General features: G+C 72.7%; 18 protein-coding genes. 7 read left to right on the top strand and 11 right to left on the bottom strand.

The features are described from left to right. Window positions 1-89: 89 nt before the first annotated feature. Window positions 90-674 carry an ATP-binding protein gene (locus tag AQI88_RS16750; protein WP_208615805.1) on the bottom strand — a complete coding sequence of 195 codons (585 nt, stop codon included), beginning with the start codon at window positions 672-674 and terminating at the stop codon, window positions 90-92. A 204-nt stretch (window positions 675-878) separates the two neighbouring features. Beyond that, window positions 879-1202 carry a hypothetical protein gene (locus AQI88_RS16745; RefSeq protein ID WP_066999111.1) on the bottom strand — a complete coding sequence of 108 codons (324 nt, stop codon included), beginning with the start codon at window positions 1200-1202 and terminating at the stop codon, window positions 879-881. Between the two features lie 391 nt (window positions 1203-1593). Between AQI88_RS16745 and cds1 the strand changes: the two genes are divergently transcribed. Then, window positions 1594-2718, top strand: a complete 1125-nt coding sequence (gene cds1 / locus AQI88_RS16740; RefSeq protein ID WP_066999106.1) for an L-cysteine desulfhydrase Cds1 — start codon at window positions 1594-1596, stop codon at window positions 2716-2718. 200 nt (window positions 2719-2918) lie between these two features. Here the strand turns inward: cds1 and AQI88_RS16735 are convergent, their stop codons facing one another. After that, window positions 2919-3389 carry an SRPBCC family protein gene (locus AQI88_RS16735; RefSeq protein WP_066999215.1) on the bottom strand — a complete coding sequence of 157 codons (471 nt, stop codon included), beginning with the start codon at window positions 3387-3389 and terminating at the stop codon, window positions 2919-2921. Window positions 3390-3459: 70 nt separating this feature from the next. After that, window positions 3460-4290, bottom strand: a complete 831-nt coding sequence (locus AQI88_RS16730; RefSeq protein WP_066999103.1) for a DeoR/GlpR family DNA-binding transcription regulator — start codon at window positions 4288-4290, stop codon at window positions 3460-3462. A 307-nt stretch (window positions 4291-4597) separates the two neighbouring features. On the opposite strand from AQI88_RS16730, the gene AQI88_RS16725 reads away from it, so the two are divergent. After that, window positions 4598-6889, top strand: a complete 2292-nt coding sequence (locus tag AQI88_RS16725; protein WP_066999100.1) for a hypothetical protein — start codon at window positions 4598-4600, stop codon at window positions 6887-6889. A gap of 43 nt (window positions 6890-6932) precedes the next feature. Here AQI88_RS16725 and AQI88_RS16720 read toward each other — a convergent pair whose 3' ends face one another. The 4 genes from AQI88_RS16720 to AQI88_RS16705 form a co-directional block, all read right to left on the bottom strand. Beyond that, window positions 6933-9371: a right-handed parallel beta-helix repeat-containing protein gene (locus AQI88_RS16720; protein ID WP_066999097.1), complete on the bottom strand. Its 2439-nt coding sequence runs from the start codon at window positions 9369-9371 to the stop codon at window positions 6933-6935. A 111-nt stretch (window positions 9372-9482) separates the two neighbouring features. After that, on the bottom strand, window positions 9483-10088 hold the full coding sequence (locus AQI88_RS16715) for an Rv1733c family protein (RefSeq protein ID WP_066999214.1): 606 nt from the start codon (window positions 10086-10088) through the stop codon (window positions 9483-9485). Between the two features lie 245 nt (window positions 10089-10333). Then, the gene (locus AQI88_RS16710; protein WP_066999094.1) at window positions 10334-11158 is read right to left on the bottom strand and encodes an MOSC domain-containing protein; all 825 of its coding nucleotides are present in this window, start codon (window positions 11156-11158) and stop codon (window positions 10334-10336) included. Between the two features lie 42 nt (window positions 11159-11200). Next, window positions 11201-11638 carry a DUF6643 family protein gene (locus AQI88_RS16705; protein ID WP_066999091.1) on the bottom strand — a complete coding sequence of 146 codons (438 nt, stop codon included), beginning with the start codon at window positions 11636-11638 and terminating at the stop codon, window positions 11201-11203. Between the two features lie 295 nt (window positions 11639-11933). Here AQI88_RS16705 and AQI88_RS16700 point away from each other — a divergent pair, with 295 nt between their 5' ends. After that, on the top strand, window positions 11934-13229 hold the full coding sequence (locus AQI88_RS16700) for a TerD family protein (protein ID WP_066999088.1): 1296 nt from the start codon (window positions 11934-11936) through the stop codon (window positions 13227-13229). Window positions 13230-13235: 6 nt separating this feature from the next. Here the strand turns inward: AQI88_RS16700 and AQI88_RS16695 are convergent, their stop codons facing one another. Next, window positions 13236-14444 carry a glycosyltransferase gene (locus tag AQI88_RS16695; RefSeq protein WP_208615804.1) on the bottom strand — a complete coding sequence of 403 codons (1209 nt, stop codon included), beginning with the start codon at window positions 14442-14444 and terminating at the stop codon, window positions 13236-13238. A 24-nt stretch (window positions 14445-14468) separates the two neighbouring features. Here AQI88_RS16695 and AQI88_RS16690 point away from each other — a divergent pair, with 24 nt between their 5' ends. Together AQI88_RS16690 and AQI88_RS16685 are read left to right on the top strand one after the other, a co-directional pair. Then, entirely contained in the window at window positions 14469-15254 is a 786-nt protein-coding gene (locus AQI88_RS16690) for a glutamate racemase (RefSeq protein WP_066999085.1), read from the top strand. A gap of 107 nt (window positions 15255-15361) precedes the next feature. Continuing rightward, window positions 15362-15907: a PH domain-containing protein gene (locus AQI88_RS16685; RefSeq protein WP_066999082.1), complete on the top strand. Its 546-nt coding sequence runs from the start codon at window positions 15362-15364 to the stop codon at window positions 15905-15907. Between the two features lie 31 nt (window positions 15908-15938). Here the strand turns inward: AQI88_RS16685 and AQI88_RS48495 are convergent, their stop codons facing one another. Both AQI88_RS48495 and AQI88_RS16680 read right to left on the bottom strand, forming a co-directional pair. After that, on the bottom strand, window positions 15939-16067 hold the full coding sequence (locus AQI88_RS48495) for a hypothetical protein (protein ID WP_279616550.1): 129 nt from the start codon (window positions 16065-16067) through the stop codon (window positions 15939-15941). 296 nt (window positions 16068-16363) lie between these two features. Continuing rightward, window positions 16364-17329, bottom strand: coding sequence for an O-antigen ligase family protein (locus AQI88_RS16680; protein ID WP_066999079.1), 966 nt, complete (start codon window positions 17327-17329; stop codon window positions 16364-16366). 308 nt (window positions 17330-17637) lie between these two features. On the opposite strand from AQI88_RS16680, the gene lnt reads away from it, so the two are divergent. Both lnt and AQI88_RS16670 read left to right on the top strand, forming a co-directional pair. Continuing rightward, window positions 17638-19248: an apolipoprotein N-acyltransferase gene (gene lnt, locus AQI88_RS16675; RefSeq protein ID WP_066999075.1), complete on the top strand. Its 1611-nt coding sequence runs from the start codon at window positions 17638-17640 to the stop codon at window positions 19246-19248. 63 nt (window positions 19249-19311) lie between these two features. Next, window positions 19312-19791: an NUDIX hydrolase gene (locus tag AQI88_RS16670; RefSeq protein WP_066999073.1), complete on the top strand. Its 480-nt coding sequence runs from the start codon at window positions 19312-19314 to the stop codon at window positions 19789-19791. Window positions 19792-20333 lie beyond the last annotated feature (542 nt).

Raw genomic sequence — 20333 nt, 5'->3', positions numbered from 1 at the left:
CCGGGCCTCGACATCCTGCGGGCGATCGGCGCGGAGTGAGGCACAGCCCTACGACAGTGGCGGGAGCCACCGTGCGGGTCACCGCCCGGTCAGCCGGGAACGGCCGACCGGGCGGGAGCGGGCGCCGCTGCGGAGGCGTGGGCCACCACGGGCGCCTTGGCTGCGGCGGCGACCGGTGCCGGCTGCACCTCGGTGATCCGGGGCGCGGGCTGCTGCTCGGCCGTCCGGCGGGGCGCGTGGGCGGGCTGCCGGTGTGCCGCCGAGGGCGCGGGCAGCGTGAACCACACGACCTTGCCGTTGTCGCCGTCCGGGCGCGCCCCCCAGCTCTCGCTCAGCGCGGCCACCATCGCCAGGCCCCGCCCACAGGTGGCCAGCGGGGCGGCGTCCGGTGCGTCCGCGGCGTCGGCCACCACCGGAAGGCGCGGATCGTGGTCGCGCACGGAAACCGTGAGCCGGTCGACCAGCAGTTCCAGCTCGACGGTGCACGACTTGTCGGGCCGGGCGTGCCGGTGGACGTTGCTCAGCAACTCGGTCACACCGAGCGCGGCTCGGTCTATCAACGGGTCCATATGCCAGTAACGCAACTGCGCAGATACGATTCTGCGGACCTGGCCGATCCGCGACGGCAGGGCTTGGAGCTCCACCGTGCAGTGCCTGCTTGGGTGACTGATCACGGCTGCGACTCCCCGATGTGAGGTCCGGAGGAACCGGAAGAACACGGAGAACAACGGATCCAGCAGGGTGCTTGCGTCCAAACGTCCGCCTGCTGTCATGGCCGGCGGGCTGGTTCGCAGCGTTATCGCCGGTAAACCCAGAGTGACGTGAGAACAGCGTGACGCAGCGAATGCGCTCCCGCAACTCGCCGCGCCAGGCGCAGCTCAGCCGCCGCGTCCGGCCGCCCGGCGCACCGCCTCGACGAACCGGCGTGCCGCGGGCGGCCCCGGCTCGCCCGGAGCGGGGTCGTGCCCGGCCAGCCGCAGCAGGTACCGGTTGCCGTTGAGGTCGGCCAGCGCCCGGTCGTCCGGGACGAACCACGGCTTGGAGGCGCGCACCGCCTGCACCGGCGCGCTGTCGATCTCGCTGCCGTAGCTGGTGAGCAACTCCAGCCTGCCGTCGTTGATCCGGACCTGCCCGGCCCGGGTGAGCGAACGCAGCCGCTTGCCGATCCGCACGCCCGTGGCCGTGAACTCCGGCTCCGCCATCCTTCGCCGCCCCCTTGCGCGTCGCTCGCCGGACCCCGGCCCGCATGGGTCGGGACCCGCCCGTGTCCGTGTCCGGTCGTACCGCGTCGTATCGCCTCGGGCCGTACCGGCTCCGGTGGTCCAGTGTGCGCCCCTGTTCGTGGCGATCGTCCCGTCCGGTGCAGTCTGCCCCGATGCGGCCGGGAGCACCAGTACGCCCGGGACGTATGCGCCGGGCGCCCGGAGCACTCGCGCCAATGCGCCCCCGAGCGCCCCGCGAGAATGTGCCCCAGCGTGTCTTTGGGTGGCTCAAAGATGCGTTTATGCAGGTGGGAAGCGGTGTGGAAGGTGCTTATGATCGAGGTGCCGGCCGCGCGAGCCGCCGTCGGCGCCCAGCGTAAGGAGCCCCGCCGTGAGCACCACCCCACAGACCCGGACCGGCGTCACCCTCGACGTCGATCGCAGTGACGACGCCTACCGTGACTGGCTGAAAGAGGCCGTCCGCAAGGTCCAGGCCGACGCGAACCGCTCGGCGGACACGCACCTGCTGCGCTTCCCGTTGCCCGAGCAGTGGCGCATCGACCTGTACCTGAAGGACGAGTCGACGCACCCGACCGGCAGCCTCAAGCACCGGCTCGCCCGCTCTCTGTTCCTGTACGGTCTGTGCAATGGCTGGATCCGCCCGGGCCGCCCGGTGATCGAGGCGTCCAGCGGCTCGACCGCCGTCTCCGAGGCCTACTTCGCCAAGCTGATCGGTGTGCCCTTCATCGCGGTCATGCCCCGCACGACGAGCGCCGAGAAGTGCCGCCTGATCGAGTTCCACGGCGGACAGTGCCACTTCGTGGACGACTCCCGGAAGATGTACGAGGAGTCCGCCCGCCTCGCGGTGGAGACCGGCGGCCACTACATGGACCAGTTCACCTACGCCGAACGGGCCACCGACTGGCGCGGCAACAACAACATCGCCGAATCCATCTTCCGTCAGCTGGAGTTGGAGCGGTTCCCGGAGCCCGCCTGGATCGTCGCGACGGCCGGCACCGGCGGCACCTCGGCGACCCTCGCGCGCTACGTCCACTACATGCAGTACGACACCCGCATCTGTGTCGCCGACCCGGACAACTCCTGCTTCTTCGAGGGCTGGACCACCGGCGATCCGGACGTCACCTGCGACTGCGGCTCCCGTATCGAGGGCATCGGCCGGCCGCGCATGGAGCCCAGCTTCGTGCCCGGCGCGATCGACCGGATGATGAAGGTCCCGGACGCGGCCAGCGTGGCCGCCGTACGTGCTCTGGAGCGGGCCATCGGCCGCAAGGCGGGCGGCTCGACGGGCACCGGTCTGTGGAGCGCGCTGAAGATCGTCTCCGAGATGGTGGCCGAGGGCCGCACGGGCAGCGTGGTCACCCTGCTGTGCGACCCGGGGGACCGCTACCTCGACAAGTACTACTCGGACACCTGGCTCGAGGAGCAGGGCCTGGACATCGCCCCGTACACGGCGGCGATCGAGTCCCTGCTGGCGACGGGGGTGTGGCCGGACTGACCGCCCGGCCCGTCCCAGGTCCGCGGATCAGGCCGGCTCCAGGCAACGATGCCTCATCAGCACAGTTGAGCGGGGTCACGGGGGAGTCGACCACCGGCGACAACGCGGCTGGGGGTGTCCCCACGCCCCTGAGGCAGTGGGGGAGTGCGTGCCAGGCCCCGCGATTCCGGCATGATCCGCCGGACAGGCCCTGGCCGGCCCTAGCCCGCCACCGCCAGCCGTCGGTCCAGTTTCGTGACCGCGCCGTGGAAGGCGCGGCCCACGCCCGGGCGGGCGAGGGGCCACAGCAGGCGGAACGGGGCCGTTCCGTCGAGCGCGAAGGTCATCTGGACCCGGGTTCCGGTGCCGGCCGGGGCGAGTCGCCACTCCTCGACCCAGGCGCGCGCTCCCGGCATGTTCGTCACGTCGATGCGGTAGGCGTAGACCTCCGGCGCCTTGGCCACGATCACCGACTCCTCGAAGCGGCCGCCGCCGCGCAGCCGGACCTCGCGACCGCCCTCGGCCGGACGGACGGAGGCCACCCCGGGGAACCACTCCGACCACCCGGACACGTCCTCGGCGAGCGAGCGGAAGACCGTCTCCGGGGCGGCGGCGATCTCCCGGGCGAAGACCAGGCGTACGGGGGCGGTCTCGACGAAGTCGATCTCCACCGGGCGCAAGCGGTGAGCCATGGCGTGCATCCCCCTCGTGAAGCCCCTTGAGGAAACCGGGTGTTGCACTGCCAGCCTAACTGGCACCCCGTCAGATGTCCTCGTCCTCGTCCGGTTCGCCCGCCACCACCAGCCGGCGCAGATGCTCGGCGATCTCCGTCCGCGCCTCGGTGGGCAGGCCCGCGTCGGTGACCAGGGTGTCCACCTGTTCCAGCGCGGCGAACGAACTGAGGCCCACCGTGCCCCACTTGGTGTGGTCGGCGACCACCACGACCCGGCGCGCCGACTGCACCAGGCGCCGGTTGGTCTCGGCCTCCGCGAGGTTCGGCGTGGACAGGCCGGCCTCGAGCGATATGCCGTGCACGCCGAGGAAGAGCAGATCGAAGTGGAGGGCGGCGATCGCCTGGTCGGCCACCGGTCCCACCAGCGAGTCGGACGGGGTGCGCACCCCGCCGGTCAGTACCACCGTGGCCGCACCCTGCCGCTGGCCCGAGGTGCGCTGCGCCGAGTGGAAGACGTCGGCTACCCGCACCGAGTTCGTCACCACGGTCAGATCGGGCACCTCCAGCAGGTGCTGCGCGAGCGCATAGGTCGTCGTACCGCCGGACAGGGCGATCGCCGTACCCGGGGTGACCAGCTTGGCGGCGGCCCGCGCGATGTCCTCCTTGGCGGTCAGCTCCAGACCGGACTTCGCCTCGAAGCCCGGTTCGTGCGTGCTCGCCTCGACCACCGGGACCGCACCGCCGTGCACCTTCTCCAGCACACCCTGGCGGGCCAGTGCGTCCAGGTCGCGGCGCACGGTCATGTCAGACACGCCGAGCTTGCGGGTCAGTTCGTTGACGCGAACGCCGCCCCGGCGCCGGACCTCGTCCACGATCAGGGCGCGGCGCTGCTCCGCGAGGAGGTTCTGATTCTCACTCACGTACGCTCCGGTCCTTTCGCCGCAATCCGTCCGACTTGCCCGCCGCACCGGCTCCGACCTGGACGTTGCATCCGTCGTCGGGGTGTGCGGGCGTCCCATCTTTTCACGGGTGGGCGCTGGTTGCGCCACTACCTGTCACGACGCGCACATGCCATTCAGGAGTCTGTGGGCATCGGGCTTCCCCTCCATCGTCACCCGGATCGGGGAGATTCCGTGACGAGAGGGGGTATGCCGCCCCGGAAGGGGAGATCCTGGTGCACGCACGGACACAGGCCTGGGAGCGCGTCACGGGGGAAGTGCGAGAACAGTGGAACGTGCACAGGAACGCATCGCCGGGCGGGCGGCGGAGACCGAGCTGGAACTCCTGGTGCACGGTGTCGGCGGCACCACACCGCAGAAGATGCTCGGCGACCCGCGAACGGTCCGGATCACCGGCGACGACACGGCCGCGGTCTTCCGGCGCGCCGATCACGCCGAGGGCGCTTCGGCCGGGCACGAGCCGGTGCAGGAGGCGTACGTCTGGTGCAACCTCACCTCCGGCGACGGCACCCGTGCCCTGTGGCTCTTGTTACTGCCCTTCATGGTGGTCAACCTCGCCCACTGGATGCGCCCCGCCGCCCGCGGCGGCCCACGCGCCGTCCGGCTCTACGGCCTCCTCGTGCGTCTGGCCGCCCTCACCCTCACGGTGCTGCTGGTCGCCGCCGCCTGCGAGGTCGCCCTGGACCTGGTGGCCTGGCAGTGCGCGGGCGTCGCCGACTGCGCCGGGCGGCACTCCTGGCTCGGTTTCCTCTCGCCCGCCGCGTCCGGCGACGCGTGGTGGAGCCTGCCCGGGCGCCGACTGGCTCTCGCGGCCCTGGTCCCGACCGCGCTCACCGTCCTGCTCTGGTACCTCTCGCACCGCACCTGGAGCGCGTACGAGTCCCATCAGCCGATGTCCCGCGACCCCGAGCCGGAGACCGACGTCAGCGCCCTGGCCCGGCCCGGCTTCTGGTACGGGCGGCGCCTGGTGGCCCGGCTGCGCGCGGCCCACACCGCTGCGGGCCTGCTCACCGTCGCCGCCGCCGTCGCCACGCCCGCGGTCCGCTTCGACCACCGCTCCGGCGGCCCCGCGACGCTTGACGTCCTCAGCTGGCTCCTGGCCGCGGCCCTGCTCGGCTGCGCGGCCGCCGCGGTGGGCGTGGTCTGCCGCCGGGGCCGCAGCGAGAGGCGCCTCGACCGGGCACTCGACGGTCACCTCGTGCACAGCCTGCCGCTCGGCGCCCTCGCTCTGCTGCTGCTCACCGTGGTGTACGCGGGCTGGTCACGGCCCGGCTGGCAGTCCACCGGGCGGTTGCCGGGGGATGCGGCCTTCGGCAGCCTCATGATCGCCCAGGGTCTGCTCGTCGTCCTCCTCGCCGCCGTCGCCCACGGCCTGTACCGCCGCCGCCCCGACCCGCGCGCCGCGATGCACGGCCTCGGCGGGCCCGCGGTCGCGCTGCTCGCCTGCGCGCTGGGCGGTGTGATCTCCGGCGGACTCGCGCAGCGCGTCGCCGACTGGCTGGACGGCACCCGCGCCCTGCTCGACGGGCCACCGGTCCTGCTGACCTGGCAGGCGTCCACCATCCCGCCCCTGCTCGCGGTGCTGCTGGCCCTGGCTGCCCTGCTGGCCCGGCGCACCGCGCGGCTCGCCCGCACCGAACGCGACCGCGTACGCCGGGAGCATCCCGGCGAGCCCGAGGACCCGTCCCGCACCCGCTCCATCGCCCACGCGCGGGCCATGGCCACCCTGACCGACCGGGCGCCCTTGGCCGTCACCGTGCTCTCCGCCGCCACCCTGCTGCTCGGCGCCGCCGCGCTGACCGGCGCCCTGGCGAGCGGAACGTCCCCCGACGGAGCGGCCCGGCGGACCTACGACGTCGTCCGGGCGGCGGCCGAGACCTCGCAGGCGCTCGGCTCCTGGCTGGTCGGGTTCGGCTTCCTGCTGTTCGTCACCTGGGGCCGGCGCGCCTACAAGGACGCCTCCGCCCGGCGCACCATCGGCATCCTGTGGGACATCGGCACCTTCTGGCCGCGCGCCGCCCACCCCTTCGCCCCGCCCTGCTACGCCGAGCGCGCGGTGCCGGACCTGACCTGGCGGACGGCGACCTGGACCCGGCGCACCGGCGGCCGCCTGGTCCTCTCCGGTCACTCCCAGGGCAGCGTCCTGGCCGCGGCCGCGGCCTGGCAGCTGACTCCGTCCGTCCGCAAGCGGGTCGCCCTGCTCACCTACGGCTCTCCCCTGGAGCGGCTGTACGGCCGCTGGTTCCCCGCCCATTTCGGTCCGCGCGCGCTGGCCGCCCTGCACCGTGACGTCGCCTGCTGGCGCAACCTCCACCGCCTCACCGACCCCATCGGCGGCCCGCTCCGTCTCCCCGGCGACTGCGGCCCGGACGTGGACCCCGAGCCCCTGCGGGACCCCCTGGCCTACGGCCGCACCCCCGAACACCCTCTCCCGGCCCCGATCCTCGCCCACTCCGACTACCGGGCGGACCCGGCCTTCGCGCGGGAGAGAGCCCACCTGCTGGCCCGCCTGCACGCGGACCTGCCGAGGCAGCGCCCGGAACCGGGGAAGCCGGCGTGAGGCGGCCGGTGGGCACCTGGTGGGGGCCGTTGATGATGCGCCCTCAGGGCAGCTCCGGCAGGTCCTGCGCGTACAGCAGGGTCAGGTCGTCGGTGCTGGGGTCCTCCAGCTGGGCGACCCGGCTCGCATGCCGTTCCACCATCGCCTCGAAGGTCTGGCGTGCGGTGCGGCCGTTGCCGAACGCGGGGCCCTTCGGGATCGCCGTGAAGTACTTCAGCAGTGCCTCCGGAGCACCTGACGCCAGCCGGTACTCGTGCTCGTCCGCCTGCTGCTCCACGATGCTGAGCAGTTCCTCGGGGCCGTAGTCGCTGAAGGTGATCGTCCGTGAAAAACGGGAGGCCACACCGGGGTTGACCGACAGGAAGCGTTCCATCTCGGCCGTGTAGCCGGCGACGATCACCACCACCGCGTCCCGGTGGTCCTCCATCAGCTTCACCAGCGTGTCGATGGCCTCCTTGCCGAAGTCCCGCCCCGCGTCCTCCGGGGACAGCGCGTACGCCTCGTCGATGAACAGCACACCGCCGCGCGCCCGTTCGAAGGCCTCCTGGGTGCGGATCGCGGTGGAACCGATGTGCTCGCCGACCAGGTCGACCCGGGACACCTCGACCAGGTGGCCCTTCTCCAGGACCCCGAGGGAGGCGAGGATCTCGCCGTACAGCCGGGCGACCGTCGTCTTGCCCGTGCCGGGGGAGCCGGTGAAGACCAGGTGACGCTTGACCGAGGCCGCCTTCAGGCCCGCCTGCTGCCGGCGCCGGCCCACCTCGATCATGTCGGTCAGCGCCCGCACCTCGCGCTTGACGCTCTCCAGGCCCACCAGCGCGTCCAGTTCACCGAGCACCGCCTTCGACGTCCGGGCCGGCTGCTCCGGCTCGGACGCGGCGACGAGCGGCTCCTGCTCCGTGGTGCGCTGCCCGGGGATCGCACCGAGCAGCCCGGGAGCGGGGGACGCCGTCTGTACGGCTGTCTCGCGGACCGCGGGCGGCCGCAGGCTGCTGCTCTCGTCGCTGGTGCAGTCCTCCACGACCGGTCCCGTCCCGGCCCCGGCGTCCGGCCCCGCGTCGGCGAACTCGTAGCCCCCGCGCGCGCACCGCTCCGTACGGCACTTCCTCAGTGTCGTGCGGCAGCCGTCGATCACGTGGAAGCCGTAGCCACCGCTGCCGCTCACCCGGCAGTTCAGGAAGCTGCCCCGGCCGCCCGCGGACACATAGAAGCCCGCCTCGGCGGGGGAGTCGACCGTGCACCGCTCGATGGTCGGGTCGGCGCCCTTGGTGACGATCACGCCGGTCTGGGTGCCGTCCAGGGTGCAGTTGCTCAGCGTGCCGCCGCTGCCGTGGTCACGGAACCAGGCACCGGTGGCGGCCTCCCGGATCCGGCAGTCGTCGAGCTGGGCGGTCGCCCCGTCGCTCACCGACACGGCCGTGTTGCGCACCTGGGACAGATCGCTGTCCACCACGTCCGCGCGCGAGCCGCGGTCCAGCACGAACAGCGCGTCCGGCACGTCGTGCACCCGGCAGGAGTCGAGGACCGCGGTGGCGCCGTCGCTCACCCACACCGCCGGATAGTCGCCGGTGCTGTCGAAGATCTCGCACTGGTTCGCGTCCACCCGGGTGCCCGGGTCCCACACCGACAGGCCGTTGCGCCCGAACTGACGGACCGTCGTCCGCGTCAGGGTGAGCACGGAGCGCGAGCGCAGGTCGACCGCGTTCTCCGGGATGTCGTGGATGCGGCAGTCGGCGAGCGTGAGCACCGCCTCCGTGTCAAGCGTGACGCCGTCGCCGGTGGTGCGGTGCACATCGCAGTCGGTCAGGTGCGCGGTGGCCTGCTGGGTGACCTGCACCCCGGAACCCCGGACCTCGTACACCTCGCAACCGACCGCCTCCAGCGCGGAGTTCTCCCCGGTCGCGGTCAACCCGGTGCCGGAGGCGTGGTGCACCCGGCACCGCTCCAGGCGGGGACGGCCGCCACCTCGGACCGCCACGCCCGCCTGGCCGGCCGCGACGACCTCGCACTCCTCGAACACCCCGCCACCGCCGTCGAGGACGGCGATGCCGATACCGGCCGGGTTGTCGACGGTGCAGCGCCGCACGGTCGGCCGTGCCCCGCCCCGCACCTCGATGCCCGCGGCGGACCGGGTGACGATCCGCAGGTCCATCAGCTCGGGAGTGCCCTCCTCGACCAGCAGCGCGGGAGCTGCCGCGTCCTGGCCCTCCACATGCAGGTCCTGCACCACGGCCGAGGCCCGCACGGTCAGCGGCACCCCGTCCACGGGTGCGATCCGCACCGAACCCGGCGAGCCGTCGGGCCCACGTAGCGTCACCGACCGCTGGACGACGAGGTTCTCCCGGTAGGTGCCGGGGGCGATGGTGAGGACGTCACCGTCGGCGGCGGCCTCCAGGGCGGCGGCGAGCGAGGCGTACTCACCCGTGCGGCGCCGCCACCGCGATGTACCGGTGTGCGTCACCTGGACCGTGCCCTGTGCCATGGTGTTGCTCTGCCCCCACCTCGTAGTACGCGGGTTTTGATGCCGAAGGCGAGTCGGCCGGTCCACCGTAGCGTGCGCGCGGGTGGTGGGTTGACCAGAGCCAGAAGGCCGTCAGCTGCCGGTGCCCGCCTTGCCCCAGTCCGGGCCCGCGCGGTCCCAGGCCTGGTCCCAACGTGCGTACCGGCGGCGGACCATGCGCCAGACGATCAGGCGCCGGCCGCTGTCGATCAGGCCCGCGGTCACGAGGGCCGCGCCGAATCCGGCGAGCACCGCGTGCGTCGTCGCCGTGGGGAAGTCCAGCGGGCGGGTCGTTATTCGGCCGTGCCCATCCGTCCAGAGCCTGAAGTGGTCGCCCTGGTGCGGGGACTTGAGGCCGGCCAGGGCCGGCCCGTGCTGCCGGGTGCCGTCCGGCGCCGTCCAGTGCGCGAGGACGCGGCTGCGGGGCTCGTGCGCGGCGCTGGTGTCGGGGTCGGTCTCCGGCGGGACGCCGCCCAGCCCGCGGACCACGGTGGCCATGACGAGGTGACGGGAGTGCTGCTGCTCCCGGACGGTGCGCTGCAGGGAATCCTGGGCGGCCGCGCCGACCAGGGAGCCGATCACGGGCGCGGCCACGGTGATCAGCACCAGTGTCACGAGGGCCACCCAGGCCTCGGCCAGATCGGTCGCGCGGCGCAGCGGATTGTGCCGCCAGCGCCACAGGCCGCGGATTGCTCGCACGTCCCCCACCCCCTTCCGCTCCGTGATAACCCCCCGGCGCAGTCGCTCATCCCCGGCCCCGGCCAAGAGAGAGCGAGATCACTCCCGCCCGGGGCCTCTCACGGATTTCTCACGCAGTCTCAACGACCGGGACCCGTCCGCGGGTTCCCCGCCCGCCGATCCGTCCCGGACGACGATCTGCCCCCCCGGCACGCCATGGCGGCCCGAAGTCCGTAGCGACCCGGAGACCGCGCCGTGCTGGAGCGCTACTTGAGCACCCGCACCGGGTCCCCGACCCGGATGGTGCCCGACGAGAGGGGCACGAGGTTCTGGCCGAAGAGCAGCTTCCCGCCGACCCTGCGGTGCCGCGCCAGCGTGCGCAGGGGTTCGCGGCCGCGTACGGCGGTGTCCTGGTCGGTCGTGGTGACGACGCATCGCCCGCAGGCCCTGGCGACCCGGAAGTCCACCTCGCCGATGGAGATCCGCGACCAGTGGTCCTCGGCCCAGGCCTCGGTGCCCGCGACGACCACGTTCGGCCGGAAGCGGCTCATGGGCAGCGGGCCCTCGGCGGCGTGGTCGCCCTGGGCTATGAGGGAGTTCAGGGCGTCGAGGGAGGCGACGGTGGTGACCAGCAGGGGATAGCCGTCGGCGAAGCTCACGGTCTCGCCCGGCAGCGCGTACTCGGGGTCGACCGGACGGCGGGTGGCCGGATCGTCCATGTGGACCAGGCGGACCTCGGCGCCCAGATAGGACGTGCACCAGTCATGAGCCGCGTCGGACGCCGGGACCGCATCCACCTTCGTGCCGAAGATGTTCGCCGGCACGGTCGTCGCGGGCTCCGGGACGGCCACCGTCAGGGGCTCGCACCCGGGCGCGGACAGACGAACACCGCCGCCGGGCATCAGCTCGGCGACGGCCAGTGCGAGGCGCGACTGCTCGCGCTGTGTGACGACCTTTCCCCCGTCGTCGATCACCGCCCAGCGCCGGTCTCCGGCCAGCCCCCAGGGCTCCACGGCGGCCTCCCGGGGCGCAAAGCCCCGGAACGCCTTGACCGGGTGGACATGAATCGACTGCAGTTCTGCGTTCCCCATGACGCCATGGTGCCAGGCGGCACCGACAGCGGGGCGCGCCGGTCAGTAGCCGCGGTACTGCTGGTTGTTGTACGGGTCCTGGTAGGGAGCGGGCGCGGGCCGCGGTGCGGCGGGGCGCATGGCCTCGTACCCCGTACCGGCCGCCATCGGGCGCGGCTGCTGCGGGGCCTGCGGGCCGGGATAGCCGCGCGGTGCGCTCGCCTGCTGCGGGATGTACGCCGTGGGCGCCTGCTGGAACGGGGCGGGCTGCTGGACCTGCGGGTAGCCGTAGGCGGGGGCCTGCGGGGACGGGGCCGCCGGGAGGGCGGGCAGTGCCGACGGCAGCGCGGGCAGGCTGCTGCCGGTGTCGTACGCGGCGGGGACCCGGATCGGGGCGATCTGCGGGGTGCCCCGTTCGGCCACGAGCGAGTCGTAGATCGGGGTGTCCGGGAAGGAGGCGGAGTAGTAGCCGCCACCATAAGTGGAGCGGGGGGAGGTCATGGCACATAAGTTAAGCCCACGATGTGCTGGTTGGGGAGACCGATAAGAGGGTTGTTTTCTGTGCGGGCAGTGACTGGGGATCCCCAATCCGAGCGAACTTGGCAAAAATGGACGCCAACCAAGGTTTGGATCGTGTAAATGCCGAGCTCCGGGCGGGTTACCGGCGGTTGACCGGCGATCTTCCTGTGCCGCTCATGGGAGTTCGCCGTCCCCGGGAATAGGTTGGGCGGGTAGGGATGAGCCGGGAGTCCGGGGACGTCCGGGATGCCGACACGTGATGGGGGCGTACATGTCAATGCCGAAGGGATCGAATGCGCCGGTGCCGGCCACAGCCCTGCGCATCGAAATGGGCTGGCGCTCCGGACCCGGCGTGCCCGACGCGGACGCCTCGGCGCTGCTGCTCGCGGGCGGAAAGGTCCGCTCCGACGGGGACTTCGTCTTCTACAACCAGCCCGCCCACGCCTCCGGAGCGGTCCGGCACGAGGGCAAGCGGAGCGCCGGCGAGCGTGTCACCGACACCCTTTTCGTCGACCTCGCGCGCGTGGAGAGCGGGATCGAGCGGATCGTCCTCGCGGCCTCAGCGGACGGCGGGACGTTCGGGCAGGTCCCGGACCTCTACGTCGAAGTGACCGACACCGGCGGCGGCGCTGTGGTCGCCCGCTTCGACAGCCCCGGCGCGAGCGTGGAGACGGCCTTCGTGCTCGGCGAGCTCTACCGTCGCCAGGGCAACTGGAAGTTCCGCGCCGTCGGCCAGGGCTACAGCAGCGGACTCGAAGGCCTGGCGACGGACTTCGGCATCACCGTCGACGAACCGCAGCACGCCGCACCGCCTCGCCCGCCCGCTGCCGCGCCTCCCACGCCCGCCGCCGCGCCACCGGTCCCGCCTCCGGTGACCATGCCGCCGCCGACCACCGCTCCGGTCCCCCTGCCGCCGCCCCCGGCAGCCGCCCCGGCCGCACCGGTCCGCCTCTCCAAGGTCACCCTCACCAAGGCGGCCCCCTCCGTCTCCCTGGCCAAGCAGGGCGGCACCTCCGGCGCCATGCGGGTCAACCTCAACTGGCAGATGCGCAAGCAGTTCCCGGGCTTCGGCGGCCGATGGGGCGCCGGGCAGGGGAACCTCGACCTCGACCTGTGCGCGCTGTACGAACTCGCCGACGGCCGCAAGGGCGTCGTACAGGCCCTCGGCAACGCCTTCGGATCCCTGAACCGTCCGCCGTACATCCACCTCGACGGCGACGACCGCACGGGCGCCGTCACGAGCGGCGAGAACCTCACCATCAACCTCGACCACAAACAGGACTTCCGGCGCATCCTCGTCTTCGTCACCCTCTACGAGGGCGCCGCCTCCTTCGCCGACCTGCACGCCACGGTCACCCTCCAGCCCCAGCACGGCGCCGCGATCGACTTCTCGCTGGACGAGTGCACGGTCCCTTCCACGGTGTGCGCACTCGCCCTGATCACCCACACGGGCGGCGACCTCGTCGTCCAGCGTGAGGCCCGGTACCTGGTACCGGAGCGCGGGGTGAGCCCGCAGCGGACCATAGACCGCGCCTACGGGTGGGGCATGAACTGGACTCCCGGCCGCAAATGACCCCGGTCAGCCCTCGTCGGGGACGGCATCCGGACGCGCGTACGTGCGGCCCTTCCACGCCGCCCCGCGCCCCCGGTAGTGCTGCATCGCCGAGTCGACGGTCATGAGGAGGTAGAGGAACGCGGTGAACGGCAGCAGCGGCGCTAGCCACAGCGGCTGCCCGTAGTAACGGAGCATCGGCACGTACGTCCCTGCCATCACCGCCCACGCCGCCGCGCCGGTCACCGCCGTCGCCGCACTGCCGTTGACCGCGCCCGTCAGCACGGCCGCGGGCGGCACCAGGTAGACCAGGGCGAGCCCGGCGACCGTGCCGAACAGCAGCAGCGGGTTGTGCCTCAGCTGGGCGTACGCGCTGCGCGAGACCATCCGCCACAGGTCGCGCAGCCGCGGATAGGGACGCACGCTGTCCACCCGCTCGGCCAGCCCCAGCCAGACGTGACCGCCGGCCCCTTTCACCGCGCGCGCGAGGGCGACGTCGTCGATGACGGCGTGCCGGATGGCGTCCGGGATCCTCGCCCGCTCGGCCATGTCCGCACGCAAAAGGACACAGCCGCCGGCCGCCGCCGCGGTCCGCGACCCCTTCCGGCCGATGCGGCGGAAGGGATACAGCTGCGCGAAGAAGTAGACGAACGCCGGGACCACGAGCCGCTCCCACAGGCTCTCCACCCGCAGCCGTGCCATCTGCGACACCACGTCGAAGCCCCCGGTGCGGGCCGCGGCCACCAGCTCGCGCAGGCTGTCCGGCGCGTGCGCGATGTCCGCGTCCGTCAGGAGCAGGTACGCGGGCTCACGCGCGCGTGCGAGGTCGATGCCGTGCCGCACCGCCCACAGCTTGCCCGTCCAGCCCGCGGGCGGTTCGCCCGGGGAGCCCACCGTGAGCGGCAGCCCGCCGTGCCGCCGGGACAGCTCGCGGGCCAGCTCCCCGGTCCCGTCCGAGCTCCCGTCGTCCACCAGGAAGACCTCCGCCCGCCCCGGATAGTCCTGCGCGAGCAGCGACGGCAGGCTCGCGGGCAGCACGGCAGCCTCGTCACGGGCCGGGACCACGATGCAGACCGACGGCCACTGCCCGGGATCCCGGCGCGGGGGCAGCCGGACGTCCGTGCGCCAGAAGAAGCCCTGGCCCAGCAGCAGCCAGCACCAGGCGACGAGGGATACGACGGCGGTCCACACGACGGCGCTCACGGGCGCAGTCTGCCCCACCGGAGCGGCCCGCATGGCCCCATCGTCTATCGTGGCCGGGTGAAGATCGCGCTCATGGACTCCGGAATCGGCCTCCTCCCCGCAGCCGCCGCGATACGCCGACTGCGGCCCGACGCGGATCTCGTGCTGTCGTGGGACCCGGACGGAATGCCCTGGGGGCCGCGCACTCCGGAGGACATCACGCGGCGTGCCGTGGCCGTGGCCGAGGCGGCCGCCGCCCACGGCCCCGACGTCCTGATCGTCGCCTGCAACACCGCGTCCGTGCACTCCCTGCCGGTGATGCGGGCCCGTTTCGAACCAGATCTGCCGATCATCGGCACCGTACCGGCGATCAAGCCGGCGGCGGCGGGCGGCGGCCCCGTGGCGATCTGGGCGACCCCCGCCACCACGGGCAGTGCCTACCAGCGCGGTCTGATCAAGCAGTTCGCCGACGGCGTGGCCGTCACCGAGGTGCCGTGTCCGGGTCTCGCGGACGCGGTGCACCACGCGGACGACGCCGCGGTCGACGCCGCGATCGCGGCGGCCGCCGCCCGTACTCCCGATGACGTGACCACCCTCGTCCTCGGCTGCACCAACTACGAACTGGTCGCCGAGCGCATCCGGGCGGCCGTCCAGCGACCGGGCCGTCCGCCGCTCATGCTGCACGGCTCCGCCGGGGCGGTGGCCGCTCAGGCGCTGCGCCGGATCGGCGCGGAACCGGCACCGCAGGCAGCCGCCGACACCACCCTCACCGTGCTGCTGAGCGGACGCGAGTCGACGCTTCCGTCCACGGCCCTGGCCTACGACGAGGGACGCTTCCTCCAGGCGGTCAGCCCGGTCCGCTGAGGCGCCGGTCACGAGCGCGGGCCGCGCGGTCCGCGAGGGCGCCACACGGGCCGGTCACCCTCCGCGAGCGGGTACCCGCGCAGCGAAACCTGAGTAACCTCATAAACATGAGGGAGCACCGCCACGCCGAGGATGCCGCGCACCCCGACGTCTGGACCGGACGCGCCACCAGCCGGGTCCAGTGGCTGCTGGCGCTGGTCGGCGCGGCCTGCATGGCACTCGGTATCGAGCTGGCCGTGGACTCGGCCTGGACCTCCGGCATCGCCCCGCTGGTGATGTCCGTGGTGGGCTGTATCGCGGCCGGTCTGCTGGTCCTCTTCGGCACGCTCGCGTTCGTGCACGTCGACCTCAGGCTCGACAAGGAGTCCCTCGAGGTGCGCTGCGGCCACATCGGTGTGCCGCGCCGCCGAATCCCGCTCTCCGAGGTCGCCGGCGCCGACTTCGCCCCGCATGTCACTCCGTGTCACTGGGGCGGCTGGGGCTACCGCTGGCGCCCCGAGAAGGGCACCGCGGTCGTCGTACGCCGGGGCGAGGGCATCGTGCTGCGGCTGTGGGACGGCCACACCTTCACGATCACCGTGGACGACGCCGAGTCTGCGGTCCGGGCGATCAGGTCCCGGCTGCGGACGACCACACCGGGCACGGCCCGCTGAGACCGCCCGCCCGCGCCGTACGTGAAGGTGATCACACCTTCGTGGCGTAGACGATGCTGTGGGCCGGGATCGTGTCGGCGGGCGCGGTGGTCATGTCCTGTTCGACGGTCCTGGTGACCTTGAAGCCGGCCTCCTCTGTCCAGGCGGCCCAGGTGGACAACGAGGCCGCTGCCCGAGGGCGTCTCCGCCGATGAAGCAGCAGTTCTCCTCGATGCCCGCCCTGGCGATGGTGCCCAGGGCTTCGTCCTCCCTTCTCCGGCAGGTCGAAACAGGTGACGTGGATGCCCTTCTCGCCGTGGTACTTCTGGGCGAGCACGGCGCCCTGCGCGGTAGAGCTGCCGCAGGCACACTTCCTTGACCATGTGCATCCACGGCATGACTCGGGCGAGTTCGTCGTCCGCGAGGTGTGCGATGCCGGGACGCTGTGGTGCCCTTCGAGCAGATGCGGATCACGTCTCAGGGCTGCGCGTCGTCGCCCGCCCACGGTCGTGCCGTCGCCCACCCCGCCAGCAGCCCCGCGCCCGCCGTGACCGCGGTGAAGCTCAGCGCGTTGCCGGCCGACGCGATCACGGCCAGCGTGGTCAGGGCCGCGCCCGCGGTCAGCGCGATCGGGGTGGAGCGCGGAGTGCGCCACAGGGCGTAGAGGGTCCAGCCGAACGTCGCGGTCGGCAGGAGCACCCCGACCAGCCCCTGCTCGGCCGCCAGCTGGAGCGGGGCCGAGTGGGGTCTGCCGTCGGGCAGCGCTCCCTGTGGCGCCGTAGCGCTCAGTTCGCCGAAGCGGCCGGGACCGACGCCGAGACCCGTGTCCCGGCGGGCCAGCCGCAGGGCGTCCTGCCACAGCTGCACCCGGTGCGCAGTGAGCCGGCCCTCGAGCGCCTCGGTGAGACCGGCGGGCAGGGCGTCCGCTGCGATGGCCCAGATCGTCCCTGCCACCAGGGCCGCTGCGAGGGTCAGACCCACGATGCCGGCACCCCGGTGGGGCATCGAGCCCGCGGCGAGCGAACACAGCAGTACGACGGCACCGGCCACGCAGCCGAAGGCCGACCCGACGGCGGCCCCGGTCAGCACGATCCCGGCGGCCAGCAGCCGCAGGCCGAGCCGCAGCAACGGTCCGCGGGCGGCCCAGGCGGCACAGCATGCCGCGCCGGTGGCCAGCGCCAGCAGGGCCGCGGTGGCACCGGCGTGCCCGAGCGGGGCGGCGTACCGGGGACCGGGGGAGAGATCGGGCACCGCCACGGCCAGGACGAGCCCGGCCGATGCGCCGGCGCAGGGCGCGGCCACCGGAAGCAGCGCTCCGGAGATCCGGCCCGCGGCGTAACCGGCGGCCACCGCGAGCACGGCGAGCAGGACACCCTCGGGCCGCCCGTCGTGGGCCGCCGCCGTGATCAGCGACCAAGCGGCGCACGCCCCCAGCAGGATCATGCCCGCCCCGTCAGAAACGTTTCGTCTGGCGCTGTCGGTATCCGCACCGTACGCACCGGCTGCGGACCTCGTCCCCGTCGACCCCACCCGTCGCCCCTCGCACCCCGGTTCCCCGGCCTCTGGCAAGGCCCCGGCCGTGCGCGCCGGGACCGGCCGCACCGCTGAGGCTGGGGCACACCGTAACGGCTGATGCCCGGTTTGTGGACGAGTTGCGCAGGAACGTCGTGATTCCGGCACGGCGCCGGGGCGGGCGGGGCCCGTACAGCCCTTGCTGTCGGCGGCCAGGTCAACCGCCGTACACTCCCCGGGTGACCGTCACCGCAACTTCCGTGGACCAGTCCGATCAGCTCCGGCCGTCCTCCGCGCCGACCGCGCGCGGCCGCCGGCTGCTGCGTCTGGTCCCGGCCGTCGCCTCCGCGCTGTGCGGAGCGCTGCTCTACGTCAGCTTCCCGCCGCGCACCCTGTGGTGGCTGGCCCTGCCCGCCTTCGCCGGCTTCGCCTGGGTGCTGCGCGGCCGTAGCTGGAAGGCGGCCCTCGGCCTCGGCTACCTCTTCGGGCTCGGTTTCCTGCTGCCGTTGCTGGTGTGGACCGGCGTCGAGGTCGGTCCGGGCCCTTGGCTCGCGCTGGTCGCGATCGAGGCGGTCTTCGTCGCCCTCGTCGGCGTGGGCACAGCCGCGGTGTCCAAGCTGCCGGCCTGGCCCGTGTGGGCCGCCGCCCTCTGGATCGCCGGAGAAGCGGTACGCGCGCGCGTGCCCTTCCGCGGCTTCCCCTGGGGCAAGATCGCCTTCGGCCAGGCGGACGGCGTCTTCCTGCCGCTCGCCGCGGTGGGCGGCACCCCGGTGCTCGGCTTCGCGGTCGTCCTGTGCGGGTTCGGCCTGTACGAGGCCGGGCGCCTGGTCGCCGAGGGGCGCCGTACCCGGGCCGTCCGGCGCGGGGCCGCGGCGGCCGCGCTGCTGAGCGTCGCCGTGCCGGTGGCGGGCGCGGTCGCGGCCCGGTCGCTGGTCAGCGACAAGGCCCAGGCCGGCACCGCGACGGTCGCGGTCATCCAGGGCAACGTGCCGCGCTCCGGGCTGGAGTTCAGCGCCCAGCGGCGGGCCGTGCTCGACTACCATGCGCGCGAGACGCTCAAGCTCGCCGCCGACATCAAGGCGGGCAAGGCCCCGAGGCCCGACTACGTGCTGTGGCCGGAGAACTCCTCCGACATCGACCCCTTCACCAACCCCGACGCGGCCGCGGTCATCGACGGTGCCGCCAAGGCCGTCGGGGTACCCATCTCGGTCGGCGGGGTCGTCGAGAGGGACGGCAAGCTGCTCAACGAGCAGATTCTGTGGGACCCGGTCAAGGGACCGACCCAGACCTATGACAAGCGGCAGGTGCAGCCGTTCGGCGAGTACCTCCCGCTGCGCGGGCTCGTCGGTGCGATCAACAAGAACTGGACCGGCATGGTCCGCCAGGACTTCAGCCGGGGCGGCAAGCCCGGCGTGTTCGCCATCGACGGCGCCCGGGTCGGCCTCGCCACCTGCTACGAGGCCGCCTTCGACTGGGCCGTGCGGGACACCGTGACCCACGGCGCGGAGATGATCTCCGTGCCGAGCAACAACGCCACCTTCGACCGCAGCGAGATGACCTACCAGCAGCTCGCCATGTCCCGCGTCCGTGCCGTCGAGCACAGCCGGACCGTCACCGTGCCGGTGACCAGCGGCGTCAGCGCGATCATCATGCCGGACGGGAAGATCACCCAGAAGACCGGCATGTTCGTGCCCGCCTACCTCGTCCAGAAAGTGCCGCTGCGCACCTCCAAGTCGCCCGCGACCGAGCTGGGCATCCTGCCGGAGATCGCGCTGGTGCTGGTCGCGGCGGGCGGACTGGGCTGGGCGATCGGGTCCGGGGTACGGGCCCGGCGCGCAGGGGACGCGTAGCCGTACGCCCGCCCGGGGGCATCCACGGGGTCAGGGGAACCGGCCCCGGTTAGGGTCGGTCCCATGCCTACTCCTGACTTCATCCGCACGATCCGGGCCTCCGCCGGTCACCAGCTGCTGTGGCTCCCCGGAGTCAGCGCCGTCGTCTTCGACGACCGGGGCAGAGTCCTGCTGGGGCAGCGCGCGGACAACCACAAGTGGACGGTGATCAACGGCATACCCGAGCCCGGCGAGCAGCCGGCCGCCGCCGCCGTGCGCGAGGTGTACGAGGAGACGGCCGTACGGTGCGTCGCCGAACGGGTCGCCCTGGTGAAGACCGGGGACCGGGTCACGTACGGCAATGGCGACATCTGCCAGTTCATGGACATCACCTTCCGGTGCCGGGCCGTCGGCGGTGAGGCACGCGTCAACGACGACGAGTCGCTGGACGTCGGCTGGTACGAGGTGGACGCGCTGCCCACGATGGACGAACACCAGCTGGTGCGGATCAAGCAGGCCCTGTCCGATGAACCCACATGGTTCGAACCCACGAGTTTTGAATGAAGTATGGGGCGTGACCATATGTGGACGGGAAGGGGCCTTTCCTCCGGAGTTCAGCACGTGGGCGAGGCTGCCATGTACGGCGATGGAGGCGGGGAAGTCCCCTCCCGAGGCAACTATGTGGCGGTCCGTCAGTTCCGTGCCTTCGACCCGGAAGGACGTCACGGTGTCACGGCCCACTGGGATGGGTGATGTGCGGGCTCTGAAGCCGTGGCGAAGGTGACCGCTGTGGCTGCCGATGCCACGGCGAGACCTCCGGCGCCGAGGAAGAGCCGGGTCCGCTGCCGCGGCCTGCGTTTGCTGTGCCTGCTCACACCGAACTCCCTCCATGCGTGTCACCCGGGCCGGTGACCTTGAGATGAGAGTGGCCGATGAAACTGCTGTGCCTCCAGGGCAGTTGGGTGTGCGTCAGCTTCTCGTAAGAAGTAGAGGCCGGAGGAAGACAACTGTCTGAAGCCCGGCTCCCCACAGGGCGACGGACTGCTGTGCCCCCGTGACGCTCCTCTGGCACTCGTCGGGATGCCCCGCGAGCATGCTCACGGACA

The organism is Streptomyces cellostaticus (assembly GCF_001513965.1).
Taxonomy (GTDB): Bacteria; Actinomycetota; Actinomycetes; order Streptomycetales; family Streptomycetaceae; genus Streptomyces; species Streptomyces cellostaticus.
This window is presented reverse-complemented; position numbering and strand designations above follow the sequence as displayed.